Below are 21183 nucleotides of genomic sequence, written 5' to 3'. Positions count from 1 at the left end.
ACACCGTGTCCGGTGCACCGGGGCCTTCGCCGGGGGAGGGGGAGAGACTTGGGTCAGCCGCTGAACAGCATCTGCGGCACCACCATCGTCAGGATCGTGAACGCGGGGCCGATGATCACCATCGCGAAACCCCACGCGGTGAGCCGTTTGGACAGCGTCGGCCGCTCGTTGTCCGCCGCCGAGGCGACGATCGTCGCGCCCGTGGTCGAGAACGGTGCGCAGTCGACGAGCGAGGCCGAGATGGCGAGCGCGTAGATGAAGCCGGTCATCTCGAGCCCGCCGCCGGGGACCAGCAGCGGTACCGCGAGCGGGATCAGCGCGCCGAGGATGCCGATGGTGGAGGCGAACGCCGAGACCAGGCCCGCGATCACACAGATCACGATCGCCGCGATCAGCGGCACGTTGACCGAGCGGGCGAACTCGCCGAGCTGGTCGATCGCGCCGAGCCGCGTCAGCACGCCCACGTAGGTGAGGATGCCGCCCAGCAACAGGATGGTGCCCCAGTCGACCTTCGACATCGCGCGCTTGCCGACGTCGGGCACGATCAGCGACAGCACCACGGCGATGGTCAGCGCCACGACACCGAGGTTCACGTCCACGTCGAGCACGGTCAGCGTGAAGAAGCCGACGACCAGCAGGACCAGCGAGGCCAGCACCGTGATCTGCAGGCCGGTGAGCCGGGAGGTCGTGGTGTCCTCGGCGGTCAGCGTCGCGGTACCGCCGCCACCGGTTCCGGCCGAGGACTCGGCGAGCGCCGCGGTGCCCTCGCGCGAGCGGCGGATCAGCTCCCGGCCGCCGAACATGAAGAACGCGACCAGCACAACCAGCGCGTTGACGCCGACGGAGAGCCCGAACATCAGCGCCACGTTGTAGGGCAGGCCCGCGTTCTGGGCGACGGTGGCGACCGTGATGCCGTTGATGCTCGTCGGGGCCAGCGCGCCACCGACGATCGCCGAGCTCATCGCGATACCCATCAGCGTGGGACTGATCCGGTGGGTCGTCGCCAGCGACATCGCGATCGGCACCACGGCGAACGCGGCGTGGGACGTGCCCATGCACGCGACGGCGGTACCGATCAGCCACATCGCCCACGGCAGCAGCGCGACCCGCGGTCCGACGAACCGGACCGAGCGGTCGACGAGCCAGTCGATCGTGCCCGTCTCCCTGGCGATGCCGAAGAGATAGGTGATGCCGAGCAGGATCAGCAGCGCGTCGACCGGGAAGTCGGCGAGGATGTCGTCGAGGCTCTCGCCCACCACGCCGATGCCGACGAAGAACGCCGCCACGAGAGCCAGCGCTCCCATGTGGACGTTGCGGATGGCGGAGATCGCGAAGACCGCCGCGAAGACGATCAGTGCGATGATCTCGGCGCTCATGCGCGCACCTCCTGCGACGTCGCGTCGAGATAGGCGGCCAGCGGTGCCGGTGCCACGTCGTCGAGGTCGTCGATCCGCACGAGTGCGCCCGCCTCGACGGGGTGCCGCAGCCGGGCGCCGTCGAGCAGGTAGTACGGCGCCGCCCCGGCGTCGGGATCGACCATGACCGGCGCGACGTCGTTGATCTCGTGGTGGTGGCCGGCGACGCGGAAGTTCGTCCCCGCGTCGAGCGCGGTGACCGCGCGTGCGGCGAGCAGCGTCGTCGGCCGGGCGCGCGGCGCGACGCCCTCGCCGGTGACGGCGGCGTGGATGGTGAGCGGGGTCTCGACGCCCATGAAGTGGTAGGGCCAGTAGACGCACGCGTGGGAGCCGTCGCTGCTGAGCACGTGTCCCTTGCCGCGCAGCACCTCCCACGTCACGGGGTCGTCGGTGCGGACCACCGCGAACACCCCGCCTGCGAAGCTCGCCTCGCCGGGCAGGCGCAGCGCCGAGAACACGTCGACGATGCCGTCCCGGCCGCGGACGCCGCCGCGCTCGCGGTCGGCGTAGATGTCGGCGAGCTCGGCGATGCGGGCGACGGGGTAGTGCAGGCCCTCGACGTCCGGCACGGCGCCGGTGCGGGTCGCCACCACGGTCATCTCGCAGAGGTCGGCCGCGGCCGAGCGCTTGAGCGCGGTGAGCAGCGCGGCGCGCTCGCGCAGGGTCGTGCGCGCGTCGTCGCCCAGGTTCAGCAGAGCGGCCAGGCCGGGTGCGTCGATCGTGGTGCCCGCGTACTCGACGGTGCCGCGCCCGGGGTCGAACACGAGGTCGTACTCGCCGGACTTGCCGATGGCGACGATGTCCAGACCGGTGGCCGACACCCAGTCGACGAGGCGTAGCAGGTTGGCGGGCTGGTCGCCGTCGGCGGGCAGGTAGCGCAGCCCGGCGGTCTCGGCCCGCGCGGCGAGTGCGACGCCGGCGACGGTGTCGACCTCCTTGCTGACCATGACGACGTGCACGCCGTGTGCCAGCGCGGCTTCGGCGTAGGCGGTGCCCGCGCCGACGTGCCCGCTCGCCTCGACCAGCACGTTGACGTCGTCCCAGCGCAGGTCCGTGGCGTCGGGGAGCAGGGTGATCGAGCCGGGGTCGGTACCGAGCTCGCTCAACGTGCCGCGTACCCCGGCGGCGTCGGGGTCGACGAGTACCGCGGGGACCAGCTCGGGCGTGCGCCTGAGCTGCGCGAGAAGGGTGCGACCGTACCCGCCGTTCGCGCCGGTCAGCGCGATGCGGACGGGCGGGTGCTCCCGCGCGGCATGGGGATGGATCACCGTTGCTCCAATCGGACTGAATTGCCGTGCGCCACGTAGCAGTAGGCGGGCGCTACTCTGACACAGAATCTAATTTTCTACAATCATGTACCAAATGTTCACAGGATAGACTGTGCGCGGCGAGGAGGTGGTTCATGACCAGGGCGCCGCTCATCCCCGAGCAGCGACGGCAGGAGATCCTGCGGCATCTCCGGCGTGAGCAGGTGCTGAGCTATCGGCAGCTCACCGACCTGCTCGGTGTGAGCCACATGACGATCCGGCGCGACATCACCGCGCTCGAATCGCAGGGAAGCGTCGAGGCGACGCCGGGTGGCGCGAAGATCATCAGCAGGCTGGTCCGCGAGCCCGATCGCACCGAGAAGGCCGTCACCGACCGCACGGAGAAGGTCGCGATGGCCCGCGTCGCCGCCGCGATGGTGAGCGACTCGATGACGATCTACCTCGACGCGGGCACCACGATCCAGGCGATGCGGCCGTTCCTGGAGGGCGTGCACGACCTGACGGTGGTCAGCAACGATCTGGCGACGGTCGCGGACTTCTTCGACCAGCCCGGGGTGGATCTCATCTGCCTCGGTGGTCGCGTCGAGACCGCGAACCGGTCCACTGTGGGCAGACTGGCCACACTCGCGCTCACGGAACTCTCGCTCGACGTGGCGTTCCTGTCGTCGAGCTCCTGGGACATCCGCCACGGCGTCACCACGCCCGTGGAGGCCAAGGTCGACGTCAAGCGCGCGGTCCTCGCGGCGGCGACGACGCCGGTGCTCGTCGCGGGCAGCGCCAAGTTCGGTCGCTTCGCGCGCTACCGGGCGCTGCGGCTGGAGGAAGTCGACACGATCGTCACCGACGACGGTCTCGACGACGAGGCGGCGGGCCGGATCGAGGAGCTGGGTGTCGAGCTCGTGCGCGCGAGCGTGCCCGAGTCGGAAACCGACGGCGGCGTGGCCTGAATCGGCCACGCCGCACGGGAATCATTCGATGATCGTGCGCACCGGGGTGCCGCGCTCGACGGTGCGGCTGACGGTGCAGAGTTTGTCGTGCGAGAGCGCGACCGTGCGCGGCAGCATGGCCCTGGCGGCGTCGCCCGCCTCGCCCTCGGGGAACCGCACGGCGAAGGTCACGGCCAGGTTCTCCATGCGGTTGCCGCTCTCGCGATCGGACACCTTGTCACCGCTGACGGTGATGGTGAACGAGTCGGGCTCGGTGCGCCGCGTGGTCGCGACGTCGGTGTCGATGGCGGTGCAGCTGCCGATCGCGGCCAGCAGGAGCTCGACCGGGCTGAAGCCGTCGCCGCCGATGGGCAGGGTCGCGCCGTCCGGGTTGTGGGCGACGTAGCGTCCCGCGCCGACGCGCTCGATCCGGACCGACCTCTCAGATTCCGTCATGCCGCCGAACCTACCCGTCCGCCGGACCCGCCGAACGCTGCCCGGTGTCGTGGATGTGTGTGCTCAGCGCGGTTCTGAGCCCCTCGGCGTCGCGGGCCTCGAGCAGGTCCAGCAGGTGATCGTGCTCGTCGGCGAGGCCGAGCATGTGGTCGGCTCCGGTGGGCTCGCCGATCCGCGCGAGGCGCACGAAGGCGCCGAGGTGGCCCAGCAGGGTCGACAGCGTCGGCATGCGGGCCACCCCGGCGAGGTCGCGGTGGAACTCCTCGTCGAGGCCGAGAAACGCCTCGGCGTCGGCGGACCTGGCCGCCCTGCGCTGTTTGAGGACCAGCAGCCGTAGCGCGTCCAAGTCCTCCGGCCGCCGTTGCTCGCAGGCCTCCACGGCGGCGCTGCCTTCGAGGGCGTCACGCAGGATCGCGACCTCGCGACGGTGCCGGTCGGACAGATCCACCACGAACAGCTGCCGCCGTGGTCCCGCGACCAGCAGGCCCTCGCTCTGCAGCAGCCGCAGCGCCTCGCGCACCGGTGTCCGGGACACGCCGAACGACCCGGCCAGCGCAGCCTCGTCCAGTGCCGCGCCCTGCTCGGCCCTGTGCGCGAGGATGTCGTCGCGCAGCGCGCGGTAGACCTGGTCGACCTTCGTGCCCACTCGGCCTCCTCGTGGTGCTACTTCGCGAACAGCTGCGCCTCGTCCTGGAACGCCTTGAACTCGAGGGCATTGCCCGAGGGGTCCAGGAGGAACATCGTCCATTGTTCCCCCGGCTCGCCCGCGAACCGGACGTAGGGCTCGATCACGAACGAGATGCCCGCACCGCGAACCCGCTCGGCCAGCGCGTGGAAGTCGGGAATCGGCAGCACCAGTCCGAAGTGGGGGACCGGCACCTCGTGGCCGTCCACCGGGTTGTGCGCCTCGGGCGCGCCCGACGCGCGCGGGGCGACGTGGGTGACGAGCTGGTGGCCGTGGAAGTTCCAGTCGACCCACTTGTCCGCGGAGCGGCCCTCGTCGAGGCCGAGGACGCTGCCGTAGAACTCCCTCGACGTGACGAGGTCGTCCACCGGGATCGCGAGGTGGAAGCTGGGCTTGGCCGTCATCGGGGCCCCCTTGAGCTGGCGGTGCGCATACTTGACGAGACGAAGTATACATAGCTACCACTTGTATACAAACGAATCGTGCTAACGTTGTCTCGATCGAAGACAACGTTAAGGGAGTGCGGTCATGGGCACGACGCGATACCTGGGCGTGACCGGCCTCGCCGAGCGGCTCGGCCTCACCCGGCACGCCGTGGAGAAGTGGCGCCGTCGCTACCCGTCGGGCTCGGCGCATCCGTTCCCCGAGCCCGACGTCGAGATCGACGGCGGTGTGCCGGGCTGGCTGCCGTCGCGCCTGCCGGAGATCGAACGCTGGCGCGAGGGCATGCCCGGCCGCGGTGCCGGAGGCGGCAGGCCTCCGGCGTCCGCGGTCGAACCCGCGCTCGAGGACTGGGAGCGCGAGCTGCTGGACGGAGGACCGTCCACGTCGGACTAGTCCCTGACGGTCCGCGACGCGCTCAGCGCATCCAGGTGCGGTCGCTGAGGTCGTCGTCGCCGTCGTCGGAGCGTCGCGGTGCCGACGGGTTCTCGATGTCCTCGCGCAGCTGCTCGAACTGCTCCTCACCCTGCCGCGCGAGCTCCTCCTTGTCCTCGTCGGAGAGCTCCCGGTAGGTCTGCGCGCCCTGCTCGACGAGCGGGTCGAGCGCCCGGGTGAAGGTCGGGTCGCTCGCCATGTCCCGCAGGCTCCGCCGTCCCGAGACGATGTCGTCGACGAGCCGCTTGAACTGGGGATCGTCCACCTTGTCCTTCAGTACCCCCAGCGAGTTCTTCAGGTGCTTCGACAGCGCGGCGTCCCCGCGGGCGATGTCGAGGGTGGGTTCCTTGTCGTTGCCGTCGTTGCCGCTCAACTCATACTCCGGGGTGGTCGTAGTTGCTCTCGGGCAGCGCCTGCAGGTCGCGGTCGTGCAGCGTGCTCAGGTAGCCCGCCATGACGCCGACGAGGCCCTGCGCCGCGTTCCACGCCGCGGTGTGCGCGTCGAGGACCTTGCCCCAGGTGCCCATCGCCTTGCTGACCGTCACCACGGCCGCGGCGCCGGACAGGATCGGGCCGATGACGGTCCAGCTGCTCGCGGCTGCCGCCGCGAGCTCGATGCCGATCGCGATCAGGTAGTCGAAGAGCGTCTCGAGCAGGCCCTTGACCGCGTTCGCCGTCTCGTACATGCCGATGGCGGTCTGCTTGAACTCGCGGCCCATCGCGCTCAACGTGGCTTCCTGGTCCGCGATCGCGCTCGCGACCTTGGTGAAGTACTCGCTCGCGGTGTCGGCCGCGTTGCCCTGCCAGCCATCGCCGACCGTGGTCAGCCCGGTGGTGATGACGTTGGCGAAGTCGCTGTTGAAGGCGCCCAGGTTCTCGCAGGCGATGCCGGCCTTCTGGATGGCCTCGTAGTCGCCCGCGAACTTCTCGGCGACCCATTCGCCGGGGTTCACGCCGGTGACCAGTCCGATCGCCTCGCCAACCCAGTAGGAGACACTGATGTACTGGCTGACGCCGATCACGCCCTCGAGGAGGTCGGGAACCGGGTCGGACGCGGTGGGTTCGGCGAGCTGGGCCGAAGGTGAGTCCGCCACGTCACTCACCCGCCCCGGGGTAGGTGCTGTCGATCCGCTCGGCCTCGGCCCGCTCGGTGTCGGCGTACATCATCGCCGCCTTGTCCACTTCGGATGCCGCGCTCTGCTGGAGTTTCGCCAGCCGCTCGTAGTTCTCGGTGAGCGCGGCCTTCGCGTCCTCGACCACACCGACGACGGTCTGGAAGATCCCGGCGTCGCCGGCGCTGATGCTCAGGTGGTCCTCGGTGTAGGTCTTCGCCGCGTTCGCGTCGGTGACGAGCCCGTCGAGCTCCTCGCCGAACGTCGTGATCATTTTCGGCTCGGCTTTGAAGCCACCCATGATCCCCCCGTGTGTTCGGTGTTAAACAATCGATTGGACTTCGGGAGGCTACACTTCGGACCCGCTGAAGTTCCGCCGAAACTGACAGGAGTGTCGTGTGTCGCATCGCGCCGAGGTCGTCACGGTTCCGGCCGAGTTCGTCGGCCGGCCGGGCAATCTGCCGCGCCACTGTTCGCGGCACGGCGAACCCGCGGTCCAGCACAAGGACTTCCTGCTCCAGTCCAAGGTGAAGATCCAGGGCAGCCGGTTCGGGCAGGTGCAGGGCCGGGGCGCGCTGGCGATGGCCGAGCGGCTCGATCAGCACGGCAAGAAGGTGCGCGTCGCCGAGGTCAAGGGCTGGCCGCTGTGCCGGCGCTGCGTCCGGACGAGGGCGCGGTGGCTCGCCGTCGCGTGCGTGTTCTTCTTGGGCGGGCTCGCACTGTTCGCGGGGTCGCTGATCGTCGCCGCGGTCACCGACGGCATGCCGTGGCTGGCGGGCGTGGCGGTCGCCGGGTTCGCGCTGATGCCGCTGTCGGCGTTTCCGTTCGTGCGGGGCAGCATGTCCCGGCTGATCGGGGCGCGCGCCTCGGACGACGGTTCCGCGGTGCTCATCGAGAACCCCAGCCGCGCCTTCGCCGCGGAGCTGCCGACCACGCGCTGATCGCCGGGTGAGAAACACACGAGGGCCTGGCAGCCGCGCTGCCAGGCCCTCGACGCTTCCTCCGGTCAGGAACCGATGGTCGCCGTGTCGATCACGAAGCGGTAGCGCACATCGCTGTTCGCCACCCGCTCGTAGGCGGTGTTGACCTGCTCGGCGGAGATCGTCTCGATCTCGGCGCCGATGCCGTGCTCCGCGCAGAAGTCCAGCATCTCCTGCGTCTGGGCGATGCCACCGATCATCGACCCCGCCAGTGTCTTGTTGCCCGCGAGCAGCGAGAAGGCGTTGTACGACAGTGGCTCGCCGGGAGCGCCGACGTTGACCATCGCACCGCCGACCCGCAGCAGGCCGAGGTAGGAGTCGATCGGCAGCTTCGCCGACACCGTGTTGAGGATCAGGTCGAACGTCCCGCTCAGCACGTCGAAGGTCGACTCGTCGCCGGTGGCGTAGTAGCCGGTCGCGCCCAGCCGCTTGCCGTCCTCCTGCTTCTTGAGGCTCTGGCTCAGCACCGTCACCTCGGCGCCCATCGCGACCGCCAGCTTCACGGCCATGTGGCCGAGGCCGCCGAGCCCGACCACCGCGACCTTCTTACCGGGGCCCGCGCCCCACTGGCGCAGCGGCGAGTAGGTGGTGATGCCCGCGCAGAGCAGGGGAGCGGCGACGTCGAGCTCGACGCCCTCCGGGATGCGGCAGACGAACGCGTCCTTCACGACGATCTGCTTGCTGTAGCCGCCGTAGGTGTTCTCACCGTCGAAGCCGACACCGTTGTAGGTCTGGACGTTGCCCTTCACGCAGAACTGCTCGGTGCCCGCCTGGCAGTACTCGCACTCGCCGCACGAGTCCACCATGCAGCCGACGCCGACGCGGTCGCCCACCCGGTACTGGGTGACGTTCGAGCCGACGGCGGCGACCACGCCCGCGATCTCGTGACCGGGGACCATCGGGAAGATGGCCGTGCCCCAGTCCTCCTGCGCCTGGTGGATGTCGCTGTGGCAGATCCCGGCGTAGGCGATGTCGATCAGGACGTCCTCGGGACGCAGGTCTCGCCGCTGGATCGTGGTCTGCTCGAGCGGTGCGCCGGGTGCCGGTGCGGCGATGGCGTGCGTCGTGGTGCTCATCAGACCTCCTGGGATGATGGATCACGAGCCCCGATGTAAGGGCCCTCTCACAGTTCGACGTAAGAGGTCTCTTACATATTCCGATCGAAAGATGTGATCCAGGCCATGGGCGAGAAGTACCATCACGGCAACCTGCGATCCGAGCTCGTGCGGGTCTCCCTCGACCTGATCGCCGAGCAGGGACTCGCTGGGTTCTCGGTCGCCCAGGTGGCGCGCCGTGCCAAGGTCAGTCCCGGCGCGCCGTACCGGCACTTCCCCGAACGGGAGAGCCTGCTCGCCGCCGTCGCCACCACCGTCGCGAGCCAGCTCGCCGACCGGGTCCGCGCCGCGGCCGAGGACCTGGCCGACCCCGCCGAGGCGCTCGCCGCGGCCGCGGGCGCCTACACCGGCTACCTCATCGAACGGCGGGCCGGCATGAACGTGATCTACGCCGACGGACTCCAGGGCCGCGCGTACACCGAACTGCACGAACAGACCCGGCGCCTGACCGACCAGTTCCTGATGCTGTGCCTGACCGTGTCCGACCGGCCCGAGAACGCGCTGGAGCTCATGGAGCAGCTGTTCACCCAGGCTCACGGCTACGGCATGTTCTGGCTCGACGGCGTGTTCACCAAGCAGGGCTATCCGCCCGAGCAGGTGGTGGGCAAGTCCGTCGCCGCCGCGCGGATCGCCATCGAGGGTCACCGGCACGCGGCCACGAGCGGCTGAGCCCGGCCGGTCACGTCCGGGCCGGCGTGGTGCGCGCTCGGTCGATGTCGGGGCCGCGGTAGAGGCGTTCCGGGAGGCTGGCCAGCGTCGAGGGATAAGCCTGCTGGCTCAGGCCGTAGAGCTTCTGGAAGCTCATGATCAGCGGTCGCCAGGCGTCGGGGTCGATGTGGTCGGCGCTGCCGGGCAGGCGGATCGCGTCGTGCACCAGCACCCGTTGTACGCGGACCTCCAGCGCGACGATGCCGCCGCGCTGGAGCTCGTCGTCCTCGGCGATCGGGTGCGCCGCCTCGAGCACCACCTCCATCGCCGCCGGGCACTCGGCCACGCGCGGCGGGCCGACGGTCTCCGACGGCGCCGGCGTGAACCCCGCTCTGCCGAACTTGTCGGCGACGTGGACGTAGCCGCGAGCGCGCTTGCCCTCGGGTACGGGGTCGGAACCGGTGGTCAGCGCGAGCCGGTCGACCTGGGCGGCGAGCGCGTCCGAGGGCAGGTTCAGCACCGCCTCGCCGGTGCGCAGCAGGTTGCGCGTGGACTGCGATCGCGCGCTGATGCCGAGCACCGCCCGCCAGCCGAGCCAGAACGCCGACGAGATCGGCGCGAGGTTGGCCGAGCCGTCCTCGTTCTCGCTGGAGACGAGTACCACGGGAGTTCCGAAGTAGAGGATGCCCGGCTCGATCGCCGTGTGCGCAGGGTTTTCCGGAGTCACACCGACCAGTCTCGGCGGCGTGCGCATCCCGTCGCTGGCGGGAATCGGCCCTCGCGATGAGGCCGGGACGAAGACGCGACGCGCCTTCGTCCCGGAGCCACTCAGCGGTGCGCGCTGTGCATGTCGGCGGTGTGCAACGCGCTCTGCGCGCGCCAGCGGGCGAGCACGCGCGACAGCCGCGACTTCGCCGCCGTGACCTCGTCGTCGCGCTCGTCCCAGAGGTTGCGCAGCTCGTCCGGGTCGGTGTCGAGGTCGAACAGCTGACCCTCGTCGGAGTCGACGAACTCGACGAGCTTCCAGCGCTCGTCGCGCACCATGGTCATCAGCTCGGTGCCGGTGAGGATCATGTCGCGCGCGTGCTCGGAGAACACGTACGCACGACCTTGCCACGGCTCGCCGCGCAGCGCCGGCATCAGCGACTCGGCCTCCATCCACGCGGGCGGCTCGAGCCCGGCGAGCTCCAGGATCGTCGGGCCGAGGTCCATCATGGACGTCAGTGCGTCGACCCGCCTGCCCTCGGCGACCCGGCCGGGTCCCCACACGATCGCGGGCACGCGCACGCTCGGGTCGTACATCGTCCACTTCTGACTGTGCCCGTGGTCGCCGAGGCAGTCGCCGTGGTCGGAGGTGAACATGATGACGGTGTCGTCGAGCACTCCGCGCCGCTCCAGCGCCTCCAGCAGCAGGCCCAGCTGCTCGTCGATCATCGTGATGTTGGCGTAGTAGTGCCTGCGCTGGCGCGCCGACTGCTCCTCCGTCGGCGAGGCGAGATGCACGATCGCGTCGTGGTCGTTGGCCTGGTGGTGCTCGCGCAGCTCCTTGAGCGCGCGGGGCTGGCCCGCGAGGTCGTCGTCGGACACCACGGGCAGCGGAACGTCGCGGTCCTGGTAGGGCTCGAGGTGGCGCGCCACCGGGTCGTAGGGCGGGTGCGGGCCGGGGAACCCGATCTGCAGGAAGAACGGCTCGTCGCCGGGATAGGTGTCGAGCCACCAGCGCGCGTGCCCCGACACGAAGACGTCGGAGTGCATGTCCTCGGGCAGCGTCCACTCGAACGCGCCGAGACGCTCGCCGTAGTCGGCGCGCTCGCGGTAGGTGGTGCGGGTGGGTTTGCGCTCGCCGAGCATCCACAGCGCCTTGTCCCACTGGTCGTGGAAGAACGGGACGTTCGGGTGGTCGCGGTCCTTGTTCTCCACCACCGTGCGCTCGTGGAAGCCCATCGGCGTCTCCCACGGGTGCGTGTGCATCTTGCCGACGTTCACGCAGTGGTAGCCGGACTCGGACAGCGACTCCACCCACGAGTGCCGCCAGAGCTCCTCGTTGCGCAGCACGCCGAGGCTGTGCGGGTACACGCCCGTGAACAGGCTCGCCCGCGACGGCGAGCACGACGGGGCGCTCACGTAGGTGCGCGTGAACGCCGTGCCCTCGCGCACGAGCCGGTCGAGGTGGGGCGTGTCGACGTGGTCGTGGCCCAGTGCGGCGATGGTGTCGAACCGTTGCTGGTCGGTGATGATCAGAACGATGTTCGGGCGGCTGGCTGACGGCATGTGCTGTCGCGTTCCTTTCGTACTGGTCACTGCGGGGAGCTCACGAGGTCGTCGCGGTAGGTCTCGGAGGCGAGCAGGATGCAGCCGAAGCTCACGACGCAGACCACTCCCATGTAGATCGCGACGGGCCAGTACGACTGGGAGAACGCGGCGGCGAGCGCCGTCGCGATCGCGGGCGTCGGGGCACCGCCGATGAGCGCGGAGGACTGGTAGGCCACACCGAGTCCGGTGTAGCGGGTGTGGGTGGCGAACAGCTCGGCGAACAGCGTGCCCTGGATCGCGAACATGCAGCCGGTCCCGACCGCGAGCATCACGATGATGATCGTCCAGACGGCCAGCGTGTTGCCGGTCTCCAGGATGGGGAAGTAGGCGAAGCCCAGGGTGCCGCACACCGCGATGCCGAACAGGTACACGGGTTTGCGCCCGATGCGATCGGAGATGTGGCCGATGATCGGGATCGTCGCGATCTCGACGGCGGAGGCGAGCACGAACCCGGTGAGCATCATGTGCTCCGGCAGGCCGAGCTGGGTGGTGGCGAACGCGATGCCGAAGACGTTGATCACGTTGAATGTCACGGCGTCGGCCAGCCGGGCGCCGGTGGCGATCAGGATGTTCTTGGGGTGCTCGCGCAGCAGGGTCAGGAACGGGAACTTGGGCGCGCTGCGCTCCTCGTCGGTGAACGCGGCGGTCTCGGGCAGGTTCCGGCGGATGTAGAACGCGACGAACACGAACAGGCCGCTCAGCAGGAACGGGATGCGCCAGGCCCAGCCCTCGACGGTCGAGTCGGGCAGCAGCTGCACGAGCGCGAAGACGCCGGTGGCGGTGAGCAGGCCGATCGGCGTGCCCATCTGGTGGATGCTGCCCATGACGCCGCGTTTGCCCTTCGGCGCGTTCTCGAGCGCCACCAGCGCGCCGCCGCCGAACTCGCCGCCGATGCCGAGTCCCTGCACCAGCCGGAACACGATCAGCAGGATCGGCGCGAGCACACCGATCGAGGAGTACGTGGGCAGCAGGCCGATGAAGAACGTGCCGCCGCCCATGAGCATCACGGTGATCATCAGCATTCGCCGTCTGCCGATCCGGTCGCCGAAGTGACCGAAGAGCACCGCGCCGATCGGGCGGGTGAGGAACCCGCCCGCGAACGCGCCGAAGGACTGGATCATCGCGACGGTGGGCGAGGCGCCGGGGAAGAACAGCGACGGGAACACGAGGCCCGCGGCGATGCCGAAGAGGTAGAAGTCGTACCACTCCAGAAACGACCCCGACACCGACGCGATGAGCGCGCGTCGCGTCGTGATCCGACTCCCCGTCGCGGTGTCGGAACTCGCGTCGGCCATGTGAACTCCCGCCGTTGGGCTCTCAAATGAGCGCACGTAACTCTCAGATGTGAGGCATCATGGATTGTGCATGCGGCGCGAGTCAAGGCCGGATGCACGGCCCGGCGCGTCGGACGGAAGACTGACCGGCGGGGAATCGTGTGCAGAGGAGGGTGACGTGCTCGATGACGGATCCGCGCCGCTGCCGGCCGGAGAGCCGTCCGCGGTGGAACGCGACGCACTGGCCGGAGGCGACGAGACCACGCTCGCCATCACGATCTCCCGGCGCTACTACTTCCAGGAACAGTCCAAGGTCACCATCGGCAAGGCGCTCGGGCTGAGCCGCTTCCAGGTCGCCCGGCTGCTGCAGGAGGCCCGCCGCGACGGGCTCGTGCGGATCGAGATCGGCAGGCCCGGCCGGGTCGATCACGACCTGTCCGCCCGGTTGCGCGACGAGCTCGGCATCGGCAGGGCCGTGGTGATCGAGAGCGCGGGCGGTGGTGTCGACCAGCTGGGCAGGGCGCTGGCGGCCACGCTGGCCGAGGAGTCCACCGAGGCGAGTGTCGTGGGGCTGACGTGGAGCCGCGCGCTGGTGTCGATGGCCCGGCACGTCCGCAGGCTCAGCGCGCGTTCGGTGCTCCAGCTGGCCGGGGCACTGTACCCGCCGGACGGCGTGCCGGGGTCGGTCGAGGTCGTGCGGACCGTCGCCGCGGCAGCGGGAGGCGCCGCCGCGCACCCGATCTACGCCCCGCTCGTCGTGTCCGACGTCGAGACCGCGGAGGGGCTGCGCCGTCAGCCCGAGATCGCGGCCGCGATGGCGCGGTTCCGCCAGCTCGACATCGCGCTGATCTCCGTCGGCGCGTGGCAGCCGGGTGGTTCCGCGGTGTACGACCTGCTCACCGCCGACGAGCAGCGGCGGCTCGCCGAGGCCGGCGCGTGCGGCGAGCTCTCGGGCCGGGTCTTCGACCAGGACGGCACGCCGGTGCCCAGCGACCTCGACGACCGGGTGGTCGGCATCGACTCGGAGACGCTGCGCGCGGTACCGAAGCTGATCACGTCCAGTTACGGAGCCCACCGCGCGACGGCCACCCGCGCGGCCGTCGCGACGGGGTTCGTGCACACCCTCGTCGCCGACGACGAACTCGCCCGCGCGCTGCTGTCACACGACATCTGACGCTATCGGTCCACTGAACGGGACCAGAGCGCCGCACCTGCTCCCCGAGGGTGGGTCATCCCTCAGCCAAGTGACTGAGCACGCGCAGTGACAGCGGATGCTGTTAGCCTCGCTGCGGGGAGGAAATCCGGAGCCCACGGGTATCCGGATATCGCGAATGTGGGGGAGGGCAGATGTCCGTGTGTGAGCACAGTCGTCTCGGCATCGGGGCGCGGGTGACGTACCTGGCCGGTCGCCGCCGCGACTGGAGCCGCGTGTGCCGCAGGGCGACCATCGTGGCGGAACCGATCTTCGACCGCTACACCACCACGTGGTGGGTACCGGTGAAGGCGGTCGACTCGGCCGTCGACCGCGAGCCGAGCTGGGTCAAGTCAGAACAGATCGTCGACGTCGAGGCAGCGATATGAGCGACGCACCGGAGAACATCAGCGTGGACGCGGCGGGGGAGCCGACGCCCATCTTCGACCAGATCGTCAGCCGTCTCGGCGGGTCGCCGGGTTCCGATCCCGCGCAGGCCGTCCTGCAGAACGAGCTGAGCGCAGACCGAGCGTAGGACTCGCGACTCCGTCGCGCAGCAGGCCGGTCAGCTGGTGACTGGCCGCGAGCAGCGCGCTCCGGGTGCCGTCGAACTGGCCCGATCTGGCGTCGGCGAGCCCGCCGCGGATCTCGGCCACGGCCGCCGGAGCCACGCGCCCCACACACTGTTCGGCCGCCGCCGCCGTGTCGGCCAGCGCCGCCACCAGAGTGTCCACCTCGGACCGTGTCTCCGTGAGAGTGAGCGCGGCGACGAGGAGATTCAGCCTGCGGCGCAGCTGAATCACGTGGTCCGGTGATGGCGGTCCCCCTGCGACTGTCATCTGCCGTCCCCCGCTTCCTCGTCCCGTGCCCGTGGTGGTGGGACGCGCCCGCCCGCGAACCGTGACGGAGATTCGCGCCGAAGTTCGCGGCCGCCCGGCAGGAACGATCCGGCCGCGTCGGGCGTCGCAGGGACATGCGCTCTTCACGGAAGGTCATCCCCGCTGTCGTGCTCGCACTTGCCGCTGGTGTGTCCGCCTGCTCGTCGGAGCCGGTGAGCGGGCCACCGACCATCTCCTTCGAGTGGGTCCAGTTCCTGGACGAGCAGCTCACCGACGCCGAGGAGGTCAACGAGGTCCCCGTTATCGAGTCGGCGTCGGGCTGCGAGTTGTTCGACCCGCCCGAGGTCGGCACCACCACTCCGAAGCCCCGTGGATCCGGCGTCAGCACGTTCGGCGAGGACGGCGAGCGCTACATCTGCCAGTTCGGCGAGCCGTCGATCACCTTCGTGCTCGGCCGCACCGAGTCGGAGCAGGGGTTCGAGGACACGACGCTGAGCGCGGACACTCCCGGCATGAGCGAGCACGAGATCGAGGGTGTGCCGGTCGTGGTGCAGGACTACACCTACCCGAACGGGCGCGCGGTGCAGACCGCGCAGATCCTCGACGCCGAGCGTCGCGTGTTCGCGTCCGCGGAACTGGAGACCAAGCCGGGTAAGACCCTGCCCGATGACTGGGACACCGAGGACACCGCTCGGATGCTCGCGGACTTCGTCCGCAGCTGACCCTCGGAGTGCTCAGGAGTGCGCGGCCGACAGCGCCGCCTCGAACCGCGCCCGGTAACGGGCGGCGGCCGGGATGGACTCGAACCCGAACAACACCGTGGTGACCGGGACGTCGACCGCCGCGCGCACCGCGACGGCCGGGACCGGGCCCAAGCCGCCGCACAGCTCGATCCGCGTGGCACCCGTGGCCACGAGCTCAGCCGCCACCTCGGGCGCGGCGTCCGCCGACGGCACCGCGACCACGGTGGTGTCGCCGAAGTGCCAACGGTCCGCGGCCGGGTCGGCGCCGGGCGCCTCGTAGAGCACGGCCGTGCCCGCGAGTCCGCCGTTCTCGCCCGCGTAGCCGACCGCCGCGCCGGGTGCCGCGGCCAGCACGGCGGCGGCCGCGTCGGCGCCCAGCCCGCCGTAGAGCTCGATCAGGTCGGGCTCGTCCTCTCCGGCGGCCACCGTGGCCGCGGTGGCCACGGTGGGAACGGGCACGATCACGGTGCGGGCCAGGGAGTCCTCGCGGACAACGCGGTCGGCTGGGTCCCCGCCGGCCACGAGCACGAGGAACAGGTTCCGGAACATCGGGCACCTCCACGGCAGATAGCTTGGTGTTGAACTACTTAGCGCCAAGCTACACTCGGATCATGGACTCCGTCGACCGCATGATCGCGGCCTGGCACGACAGCAGGCCCGGTCTGGAGGTGAGTCAGCTCGAGGTGGTCGGTCGGCTGCTGCTGTGCGCCCGGCATCTGGAACAGGCGCTGGTCGGCGCGCTCAAACCGCTCGGGTTGTCGTTCGGCGACTTCGACGTCCTGAACACGGTGCGGCGGGTGTCGGCTCCGGTGAACCCCCGGGAGCTCGCCCGGTCTTCTCTGGTCACCTCGGGAGCCATGACGGCCCGGCTGGACCGGCTGGCGGACGCCGGGCTCATCGAGCGCACGGCCGACCCCGCCGACCGCAGGGGAGTGCTCGTCAGCCTGTCCTCGGACGGCGAGCGGGTCGCCGACGAGGCGCTGCGGGTGGTGTTGTGCGCCGACGAGGAGTTCCTCGCCCCACTGGATCCGGCGCAGCGCGAGGCGGTGGCCGGGCTGCTGCGCAGCCTGTTGCGGCCGCACGAACGTGAGGACTAGTAGTCGGAGACCAGGTCGGCGGGGTTGAGCGTCACGGCGTACGGCACCGTCAGCGCGAGAGTCTGGTCGCGCCGCGCCTCGTCGAGTGTCACGTAGGCGCCGTCGCGCAGGCCGAGGCACAGCACGCTCGGCACGTACGGGTCGACGAGCCAGTAGTTCGGGCAACCGGCCTCGGCGAGCCGCGCCCGCTTGAGCTCGGTGTCGATCAGCCTGCTCGACGGCGAGATCACCTCGACCGCCAGCACGGGCGTCCCGGCCAGCGCGCGCTCGGTGTAGTCGCTCCTGCGGCCCACGACGACGTCCGGGATGAGCACGGTGTCGTCGGCGAGCACCACGTCCACGGGTGCGGGCAGCGCCTCGCAGTCCCGGGGACAGTGCACGCTCACGGCGGCGAGGACCCGCGCCACGACGCGCTGGTGCAGCGGGCGGGGTGATGGGCTCATCAGGAGCACCCCATCCACCAGCTCGTAACGGTGATCCTCATCCGCGATCGACTCCAGATCCCTACGCGTCAACGGCTCGCGATGTCCGAACACCGGGACTGGTGCCATGATCTCCCCACAATCGCGTGATACCGAAACGCGGACTCGGGACAGCTTAGAGCTTCGCTGTCGCCAACCGCAGTGGTGTGGAGCCCTGCTGGACACGATCAGAGCAGTGGAACGGGCGCGGACCACCGGCGGTCACCACCGGGTGTCATCACGGATGGCCGACCGGTTACCCGCGTACGACAAACTCCTCGCGCGTTGCGCCGAACGCGTGCTGGTCGGGAGTTCAGGCAATCGTCCACTCGGGTACGTCCTGCGGAAACGTCGTGCCCGCCGCGTGGTCACCTCGCGGGCGATGAGCGACCGTCCGGGGGTCGGCCGATCGTAGGCGATCAGCGCGACACCCGGCAACAGCGCGGTTTCGGGCGCAGTGTCCGGAATGGACGGAGGGGCGGTCAGGTTCCGGTCGCGCTCGTCTTGGCCTTGCCGTCGCCGCCATCGGCCGCGGGGGACGCGTCCTGGCTCTCGAGGCCGGCCATCGCCTCGTCATAGAGGTTCGAGATGGAGTCGAGCGCCGCCGTCGCCTGTTCGGCGAGCCATCCGGTGTCGTGCAGGTCGTCAGCCGTGGACATGCCCGTCCCCCTCAGTCCTCGGAGTCGGCGGGCTCCGGAGAGCTCGCGGGTTCCAGTGTCACACCTCGTTCGGTGAGCAGCCGCTCGAGAATCGGCGTGGCGTCGTCCTGTCTCTGTTTCTGATCCGGCTGCGTCATGACGCCGCCCGGTGCGCGAGCGCGGAGGTGACGCGGGTCCCGGCCGCGTGCAGGTGCGATAACACTTCGGCCTCCATCTCCCCTTATGGTTCGACCAGTGTTAATAGGTACGGCAATGTATCAGATATGTGCGGGTCGCTCTCGGTTCACGAGCGGTAAACTCTCCGTATGCCCTCCCCGGCGTCCTCCCGCATCGACGGTCGCACGACCCGCTGGGCGGGGCAGCGGGAGCGGCGGCGGCGCGAGTTCGTCGAGGCCGCCCTGCGCGCCATCGCCCACCACGGGCCCGGCCTGCCCATCGAGCGGATCGCCGAGGAGGCCGGCGTCGCGCGGACCAGGCTCTACAAGCATTTCGCCGACGCGAGCGACATCCACCGCGCCATCGCCTCCCGGGTCGTGGAGCTGCTCAACGCCGAGCTGGCGCCGCTGTGGAACCTGCACGGCTCGCCACGCGAGATGATCGCCGCGGCCATCGACACCCACACGCGGTTCCTGTCGGAGCGCAGGCACCTGTACCTCTACCTGGGCATGTACGCGCTGTCCCAGCGCGATCCGGACGGCGACGCCGTCAACGACGTGAAGACCACGATCGGTCAGCATCTGACCCGCCTGTTCGAGTACTACCTGACCACGTTCGGGTTGCGGACACTGGTCGCGCAGCCCGTCGCGTTCGGTCTGGTCGGGATGGTGGACGCGACGGTGGCGCGCTGGCTCGACGAGCCGAGCGAGCTCCGCAGGGACGAGCTGGTGGGGCTGCTCTCCCGGTGGGTGTGGGCGATCCTCGACGACACCCTGCGCTCCGGGGGAGTCGAGCTGGATCCCGACGCGGGACTGTCCGCGCCCGACCTGCCATTTCCCTAGCCACGTCGACGCCGACCCGTCAGCCGGCCGCCGCGGTGAGCGCCGCGCGGGCGTTCCTGCGGAGCGTGAACAGTGGTGCGACACCGAGCACGTCCAGCACCCGGCGCACCGCGTGTGTCTCGACCGCCAGTGCCAGCGGCACGCCGGCGTGCTCGGCCCGGTCGCGCAGGTCCAGGAGCTCGCGCGCGCCCGCGCACGAGCAGTACCGCACGCGCGCCAGGTCCACCACCACCGCGTACGCCCCGCGATGCGGCAGCGCGGCCAGTTCCGAACCGAACTCGGCCAGTGTCGCCGCGTCGATCTCGCCGAGCACCGTGACGAGCTCGCAGCCCGTGGCCGTCGTCGCGACGGTGACGGAGAACGCCGCTGAATCATGGCCGCCGGAATACGAAGTGTTTTCTAATTCTTTGCACGATTCCACTCGGCGGTGGTCCGGAGATTGTGGCGACGTCATGATCGATCCGACGAGAAAGTGACGATCCGGAAATTCCGATCCCGAGTACGCATTTCGCCTCCCCTCGGTCGCGCGGTCGCGTCCTACCCGGATGCCCTGCGGTGTCCCGACTCCCCGATGTGTACATAGGACACGCGGGCATCTGATGGCGTCCCCTGCCATGCCGGCGGGTACGCGACCGCGACGACCTGATCCCCTTGCCCCGGCAATTCCTGGCGCGTGCCGAGAACTGCAAGCTAACACGCGGGAAGGCGAATGTGTCCCCGCGTATCACTTGCCTGGGTGAGGCCGTTGTGTGCGGCGTGACCGCCCGCACCGCGGGCGGTCACGCCCGGTTCAGCTCGCGAGTTCCGGTTTGGCCACCTTCGGCTCCTCGACCTCACGGCCCGAGATCTTCGCCGAGCGCAGGATGATCGTGGTGGACGCCGTGGAGATCAGGCTCATCGTGAGCATGTACCAGCCCAGCGCGGTGGTGCCCCACGCGGCGACCAGGCTCGTGGCGACCATCGGCGCGATGGCGCTACCGCCGATCATGCCGAGCGTGTAGCCGATCGAGAGTCCCGAGTAGCGGACCTTCGCGGGGAACACCTCGGCGTAGAAGACACCGGCCACACCCTGTCCCGCGGCGTGCGGGATGCAGAACAGCAGGTAGCCCAGGAACATCACCCAGGCGTTTCCGGTGTCGAGCAGCCAGATCCACGGGAAGGCGAGCACCGCCTTGCCGATCATGCCGAACATCATGACCTTCGGCCTGCCCACGCGGTCGGAGACGATGCCGGAGATGAGGACGAACACGCAGTCGAGGACCATCGCGACCATGACGATGAGCAGGATCGTCTGCCGGGTGAGCCCGAGGTTCTCGGTGGCGTAGGACAGCCCGAACACCGACATCATGTAGAACGCCACGCCGCCGCTGAGCGTCGTGCAGGCCACGAGCAGCGTGCGCAGCGGGTAGGTGCGCAGGATCGTCAGCGCGGGGGCCTTGTCGACCTTGCCCGTGCGCTTGATCTCGGTGAACGTCGGGCTCTCGTCGATGGTGCGGCGCAGGACGTAGCCGACAACGACGAGTGCGGCGCTGAGCATGAACGGCACGCGCCAGCCCCAGCTGAGGAACTCCTCCTGAGGCAACAGGTTGAGCGGCAGGAAGACGAGCGTGGCGACGACGAGTCCCAGCGGCCCGCCGATCTGCACCCAGCTGCCGTAGAACCCGCGCTTCTCCGGCTGGCTGTGCTCCATCGTCAGCAGCACCGCGCCACCGAGTTCGCCGCCCATCGCGAAGCCCTGGAGCACGCGCAGCAGGATGAGCAGCACCGGCGCGGCGACCCCGATCGAGTCGTAGCCGGGCAGCAGCCCGATGAGCAGGGTCGCGCAGCCCATCATGGTCAGCGTGAACACCAGCATCGGGCGGCGTCCGACCTTGTCGCCGAGGTGCCCGATGATCACGCCGCCGAGTGGCCGCACCAGAAACGCCACCGCGAAGGTCGACAGCGACACCAGCGTGCCGGTCATCCCCGTCAGGGAGGGGAAGAAGACCTTGTTGAACACCAGCGCGGCGGCGGTGGCGTAGATGAAGAAGTCGTAGTACTCGATGGTGGTGCCGATGACGCTCGCGGCGGCGGCGCGTTTGGGTTGGAGCCTCGACATATCGCTCTCTCTTCGCTGAGAGTGGACA

At 69.8% G+C, this 21183-nt stretch carries 28 protein-coding genes; 9 read left to right on the top strand and 19 right to left on the bottom strand.

What is annotated here, in order from left to right; genetic code table 11:
- Nucleotides 1-53: 53 nt before the first annotated feature.
- Both JHE00_RS04260 and JHE00_RS04255 read right to left on the bottom strand, forming a co-directional pair.
- A complete protein-coding gene (locus tag JHE00_RS04260) occupies nucleotides 54-1376 on the bottom strand; it encodes an SLC13 family permease (RefSeq protein WP_200314921.1) in 1323 nt (440 codons plus the stop codon).
- A complete protein-coding gene (locus JHE00_RS04255; protein WP_200314920.1) occupies nucleotides 1373-2683 on the bottom strand; it encodes a homoserine dehydrogenase in 1311 nt (436 codons plus the stop codon). Before JHE00_RS04255 ends, JHE00_RS04260 begins: the two co-directional genes overlap by 4 nt.
- A 134-nt stretch (nucleotides 2684-2817) precedes the next feature.
- Here JHE00_RS04255 and JHE00_RS04250 point away from each other — a divergent pair, with 134 nt between their 5' ends.
- A complete protein-coding gene (locus tag JHE00_RS04250) occupies nucleotides 2818-3630 on the top strand; it encodes a DeoR/GlpR family DNA-binding transcription regulator (RefSeq protein ID WP_200314918.1) in 813 nt (270 codons plus the stop codon).
- Nucleotides 3631-3651: 21 nt separating this feature from the next.
- Here the strand turns inward: JHE00_RS04250 and JHE00_RS04245 are convergent, their stop codons facing one another.
- The 3 genes from JHE00_RS04245 to JHE00_RS04235 are packed head-to-tail and all read right to left on the bottom strand — an operon-like array spanning nucleotide 3652 to nucleotide 5154.
- Nucleotides 3652-4065, bottom strand: a complete 414-nt coding sequence (locus JHE00_RS04245) for an OsmC family protein (RefSeq protein ID WP_200314916.1) — start codon at nucleotides 4063-4065, stop codon at nucleotides 3652-3654.
- 10 nt (nucleotides 4066-4075) lie between these two features.
- Nucleotides 4076-4711 carry a GntR family transcriptional regulator gene (locus tag JHE00_RS04240; protein ID WP_307831810.1) on the bottom strand — a complete coding sequence of 212 codons (636 nt, stop codon included), beginning with the start codon at nucleotides 4709-4711 and terminating at the stop codon, nucleotides 4076-4078.
- Between the two features lie 17 nt (nucleotides 4712-4728).
- Nucleotides 4729-5154: a VOC family protein gene (locus JHE00_RS04235; RefSeq protein ID WP_200314912.1), complete on the bottom strand. Its 426-nt coding sequence runs from the start codon at nucleotides 5152-5154 to the stop codon at nucleotides 4729-4731.
- Nucleotides 5155-5278: 124 nt separating this feature from the next.
- Here JHE00_RS04235 and JHE00_RS04230 point away from each other — a divergent pair, with 124 nt between their 5' ends.
- Nucleotides 5279-5587, top strand: a complete 309-nt coding sequence (locus JHE00_RS04230) for a hypothetical protein (RefSeq protein ID WP_230422795.1) — start codon at nucleotides 5279-5281, stop codon at nucleotides 5585-5587.
- A 22-nt stretch (nucleotides 5588-5609) separates the two neighbouring features.
- Here JHE00_RS04230 and JHE00_RS04225 read toward each other — a convergent pair whose 3' ends face one another.
- Genes JHE00_RS04225 through JHE00_RS04215 form a run of 3 tightly spaced genes read right to left on the bottom strand, consistent with a single transcriptional unit; the run spans nucleotide 5610 to nucleotide 7039 of the window.
- Nucleotides 5610-5999, bottom strand: a complete 390-nt coding sequence (locus JHE00_RS04225; protein WP_200314910.1) for a hypothetical protein — start codon at nucleotides 5997-5999, stop codon at nucleotides 5610-5612.
- 1 nt (nucleotide 6000) lies between these two features.
- Complete coding sequence (locus JHE00_RS04220; protein ID WP_200314908.1) at nucleotides 6001-6720, bottom strand: hypothetical protein; 720 nt, start codon at nucleotides 6718-6720, stop codon at nucleotides 6001-6003.
- Between the two features lies 1 nt (nucleotide 6721).
- Entirely contained in the window at nucleotides 6722-7039 is a 318-nt protein-coding gene (locus JHE00_RS04215; protein WP_200314906.1) for a type VII secretion target, read from the bottom strand.
- A 97-nt stretch (nucleotides 7040-7136) separates the two neighbouring features.
- On the opposite strand from JHE00_RS04215, the gene JHE00_RS04210 reads away from it, so the two are divergent.
- Nucleotides 7137-7679 (top strand): hypothetical protein, encoded by a 543-nt coding sequence (locus JHE00_RS04210; RefSeq protein WP_200314904.1) that lies wholly within the window; start codon nucleotides 7137-7139, stop codon nucleotides 7677-7679.
- 65 nt (nucleotides 7680-7744) lie between these two features.
- On the opposite strand, the gene JHE00_RS04205 is transcribed toward JHE00_RS04210, so the two are convergent.
- Nucleotides 7745-8794, bottom strand: coding sequence for an NAD(P)-dependent alcohol dehydrogenase (locus tag JHE00_RS04205; RefSeq protein ID WP_200314902.1), 1050 nt, complete (start codon nucleotides 8792-8794; stop codon nucleotides 7745-7747).
- Nucleotides 8795-8899: 105 nt separating this feature from the next.
- Between JHE00_RS04205 and JHE00_RS04200 the strand changes: the two genes are divergently transcribed.
- A complete protein-coding gene (locus JHE00_RS04200; protein ID WP_230422794.1) occupies nucleotides 8900-9502 on the top strand; it encodes a TetR/AcrR family transcriptional regulator in 603 nt (200 codons plus the stop codon).
- Nucleotides 9503-9512: 10 nt separating this feature from the next.
- On the opposite strand, the gene JHE00_RS04195 is transcribed toward JHE00_RS04200, so the two are convergent.
- From JHE00_RS04195 to JHE00_RS04185, 3 genes are all read right to left on the bottom strand, one after another.
- A complete protein-coding gene (locus JHE00_RS04195; protein WP_372440350.1) occupies nucleotides 9513-10208 on the bottom strand; it encodes a flavin reductase family protein in 696 nt (231 codons plus the stop codon).
- A gap of 101 nt (nucleotides 10209-10309) precedes the next feature.
- Nucleotides 10310-11752 carry a sulfatase family protein gene (locus JHE00_RS04190; RefSeq protein ID WP_200314896.1) on the bottom strand — a complete coding sequence of 481 codons (1443 nt, stop codon included), beginning with the start codon at nucleotides 11750-11752 and terminating at the stop codon, nucleotides 10310-10312.
- A gap of 26 nt (nucleotides 11753-11778) precedes the next feature.
- Nucleotides 11779-13089 (bottom strand): MFS transporter, encoded by a 1311-nt coding sequence (locus JHE00_RS04185; RefSeq protein ID WP_200314894.1) that lies wholly within the window; start codon nucleotides 13087-13089, stop codon nucleotides 11779-11781.
- A 157-nt stretch (nucleotides 13090-13246) separates the two neighbouring features.
- Here JHE00_RS04185 and JHE00_RS04180 point away from each other — a divergent pair, with 157 nt between their 5' ends.
- Both JHE00_RS04180 and JHE00_RS04175 read left to right on the top strand, forming a co-directional pair.
- Nucleotides 13247-14242, top strand: a complete 996-nt coding sequence (locus JHE00_RS04180) for a sugar-binding transcriptional regulator (protein ID WP_200314893.1) — start codon at nucleotides 13247-13249, stop codon at nucleotides 14240-14242.
- A 173-nt stretch (nucleotides 14243-14415) separates the two neighbouring features.
- On the top strand, nucleotides 14416-14649 hold the full coding sequence (locus JHE00_RS04175; RefSeq protein WP_200314891.1) for a hypothetical protein: 234 nt from the start codon (nucleotides 14416-14418) through the stop codon (nucleotides 14647-14649).
- A 66-nt stretch (nucleotides 14650-14715) separates the two neighbouring features.
- Here the strand turns inward: JHE00_RS04175 and JHE00_RS04170 are convergent, their stop codons facing one another.
- Nucleotides 14716-15063, bottom strand: a complete 348-nt coding sequence (locus JHE00_RS04170) for a hypothetical protein (protein ID WP_200314888.1) — start codon at nucleotides 15061-15063, stop codon at nucleotides 14716-14718.
- 248 nt (nucleotides 15064-15311) lie between these two features.
- On the opposite strand from JHE00_RS04170, the gene JHE00_RS04165 reads away from it, so the two are divergent.
- Nucleotides 15312-15821, top strand: coding sequence for a hypothetical protein (locus tag JHE00_RS04165; RefSeq protein WP_200314886.1), 510 nt, complete (start codon nucleotides 15312-15314; stop codon nucleotides 15819-15821).
- A 12-nt stretch (nucleotides 15822-15833) separates the two neighbouring features.
- Here JHE00_RS04165 and JHE00_RS04160 read toward each other — a convergent pair whose 3' ends face one another.
- On the bottom strand, nucleotides 15834-16391 hold the full coding sequence (locus tag JHE00_RS04160) for a DUF6506 family protein (RefSeq protein WP_200314884.1): 558 nt from the start codon (nucleotides 16389-16391) through the stop codon (nucleotides 15834-15836).
- Between the two features lie 62 nt (nucleotides 16392-16453).
- On the opposite strand from JHE00_RS04160, the gene JHE00_RS04155 reads away from it, so the two are divergent.
- Entirely contained in the window at nucleotides 16454-16939 is a 486-nt protein-coding gene (locus JHE00_RS04155) for a MarR family winged helix-turn-helix transcriptional regulator (RefSeq protein ID WP_200314882.1), read from the top strand.
- On the opposite strand, the gene JHE00_RS04150 is transcribed toward JHE00_RS04155, so the two are convergent.
- The 3 genes from JHE00_RS04150 to JHE00_RS35495 form a co-directional block, all read right to left on the bottom strand.
- Complete coding sequence (locus JHE00_RS04150) at nucleotides 16936-17490, bottom strand: Uma2 family endonuclease (RefSeq protein WP_230422792.1); 555 nt, start codon at nucleotides 17488-17490, stop codon at nucleotides 16936-16938. The two genes, JHE00_RS04155 and JHE00_RS04150, sit on opposite strands and share 4 nt — an antisense overlap.
- Nucleotides 17491-17882: 392 nt before the next feature.
- A complete protein-coding gene (locus tag JHE00_RS04145) occupies nucleotides 17883-18059 on the bottom strand; it encodes a hypothetical protein (protein WP_200314880.1) in 177 nt (58 codons plus the stop codon).
- An 11-nt stretch (nucleotides 18060-18070) separates the two neighbouring features.
- Complete coding sequence (locus JHE00_RS35495) at nucleotides 18071-18196, bottom strand: hypothetical protein (RefSeq protein WP_268958181.1); 126 nt, start codon at nucleotides 18194-18196, stop codon at nucleotides 18071-18073.
- Nucleotides 18197-18364: 168 nt separating this feature from the next.
- On the opposite strand from JHE00_RS35495, the gene JHE00_RS04140 reads away from it, so the two are divergent.
- Entirely contained in the window at nucleotides 18365-19057 is a 693-nt protein-coding gene (locus tag JHE00_RS04140; protein WP_200314878.1) for a TetR/AcrR family transcriptional regulator, read from the top strand.
- Nucleotides 19058-19076: 19 nt separating this feature from the next.
- Here JHE00_RS04140 and JHE00_RS04135 read toward each other — a convergent pair whose 3' ends face one another.
- On the bottom strand, nucleotides 19077-19478 hold the full coding sequence (locus JHE00_RS04135) for an STAS domain-containing protein (protein ID WP_307831809.1): 402 nt from the start codon (nucleotides 19476-19478) through the stop codon (nucleotides 19077-19079).
- A 369-nt stretch (nucleotides 19479-19847) separates the two neighbouring features.
- The gene (locus JHE00_RS04130; protein ID WP_200314874.1) at nucleotides 19848-21155 is read right to left on the bottom strand and encodes an MFS transporter; all 1308 of its coding nucleotides are present in this window, start codon (nucleotides 21153-21155) and stop codon (nucleotides 19848-19850) included.
- Nucleotides 21156-21183 lie beyond the last annotated feature (28 nt).

This window comes from Prauserella cavernicola (genome assembly GCF_016595675.1).
Classification (GTDB): domain Bacteria; phylum Actinomycetota; class Actinomycetes; order Mycobacteriales; family Pseudonocardiaceae; genus Prauserella_A; species Prauserella_A cavernicola.
The sequence above is the reverse complement of the archived record's forward strand: the minus strand, read 5'-3'. Positions and strand labels throughout refer to the sequence as shown.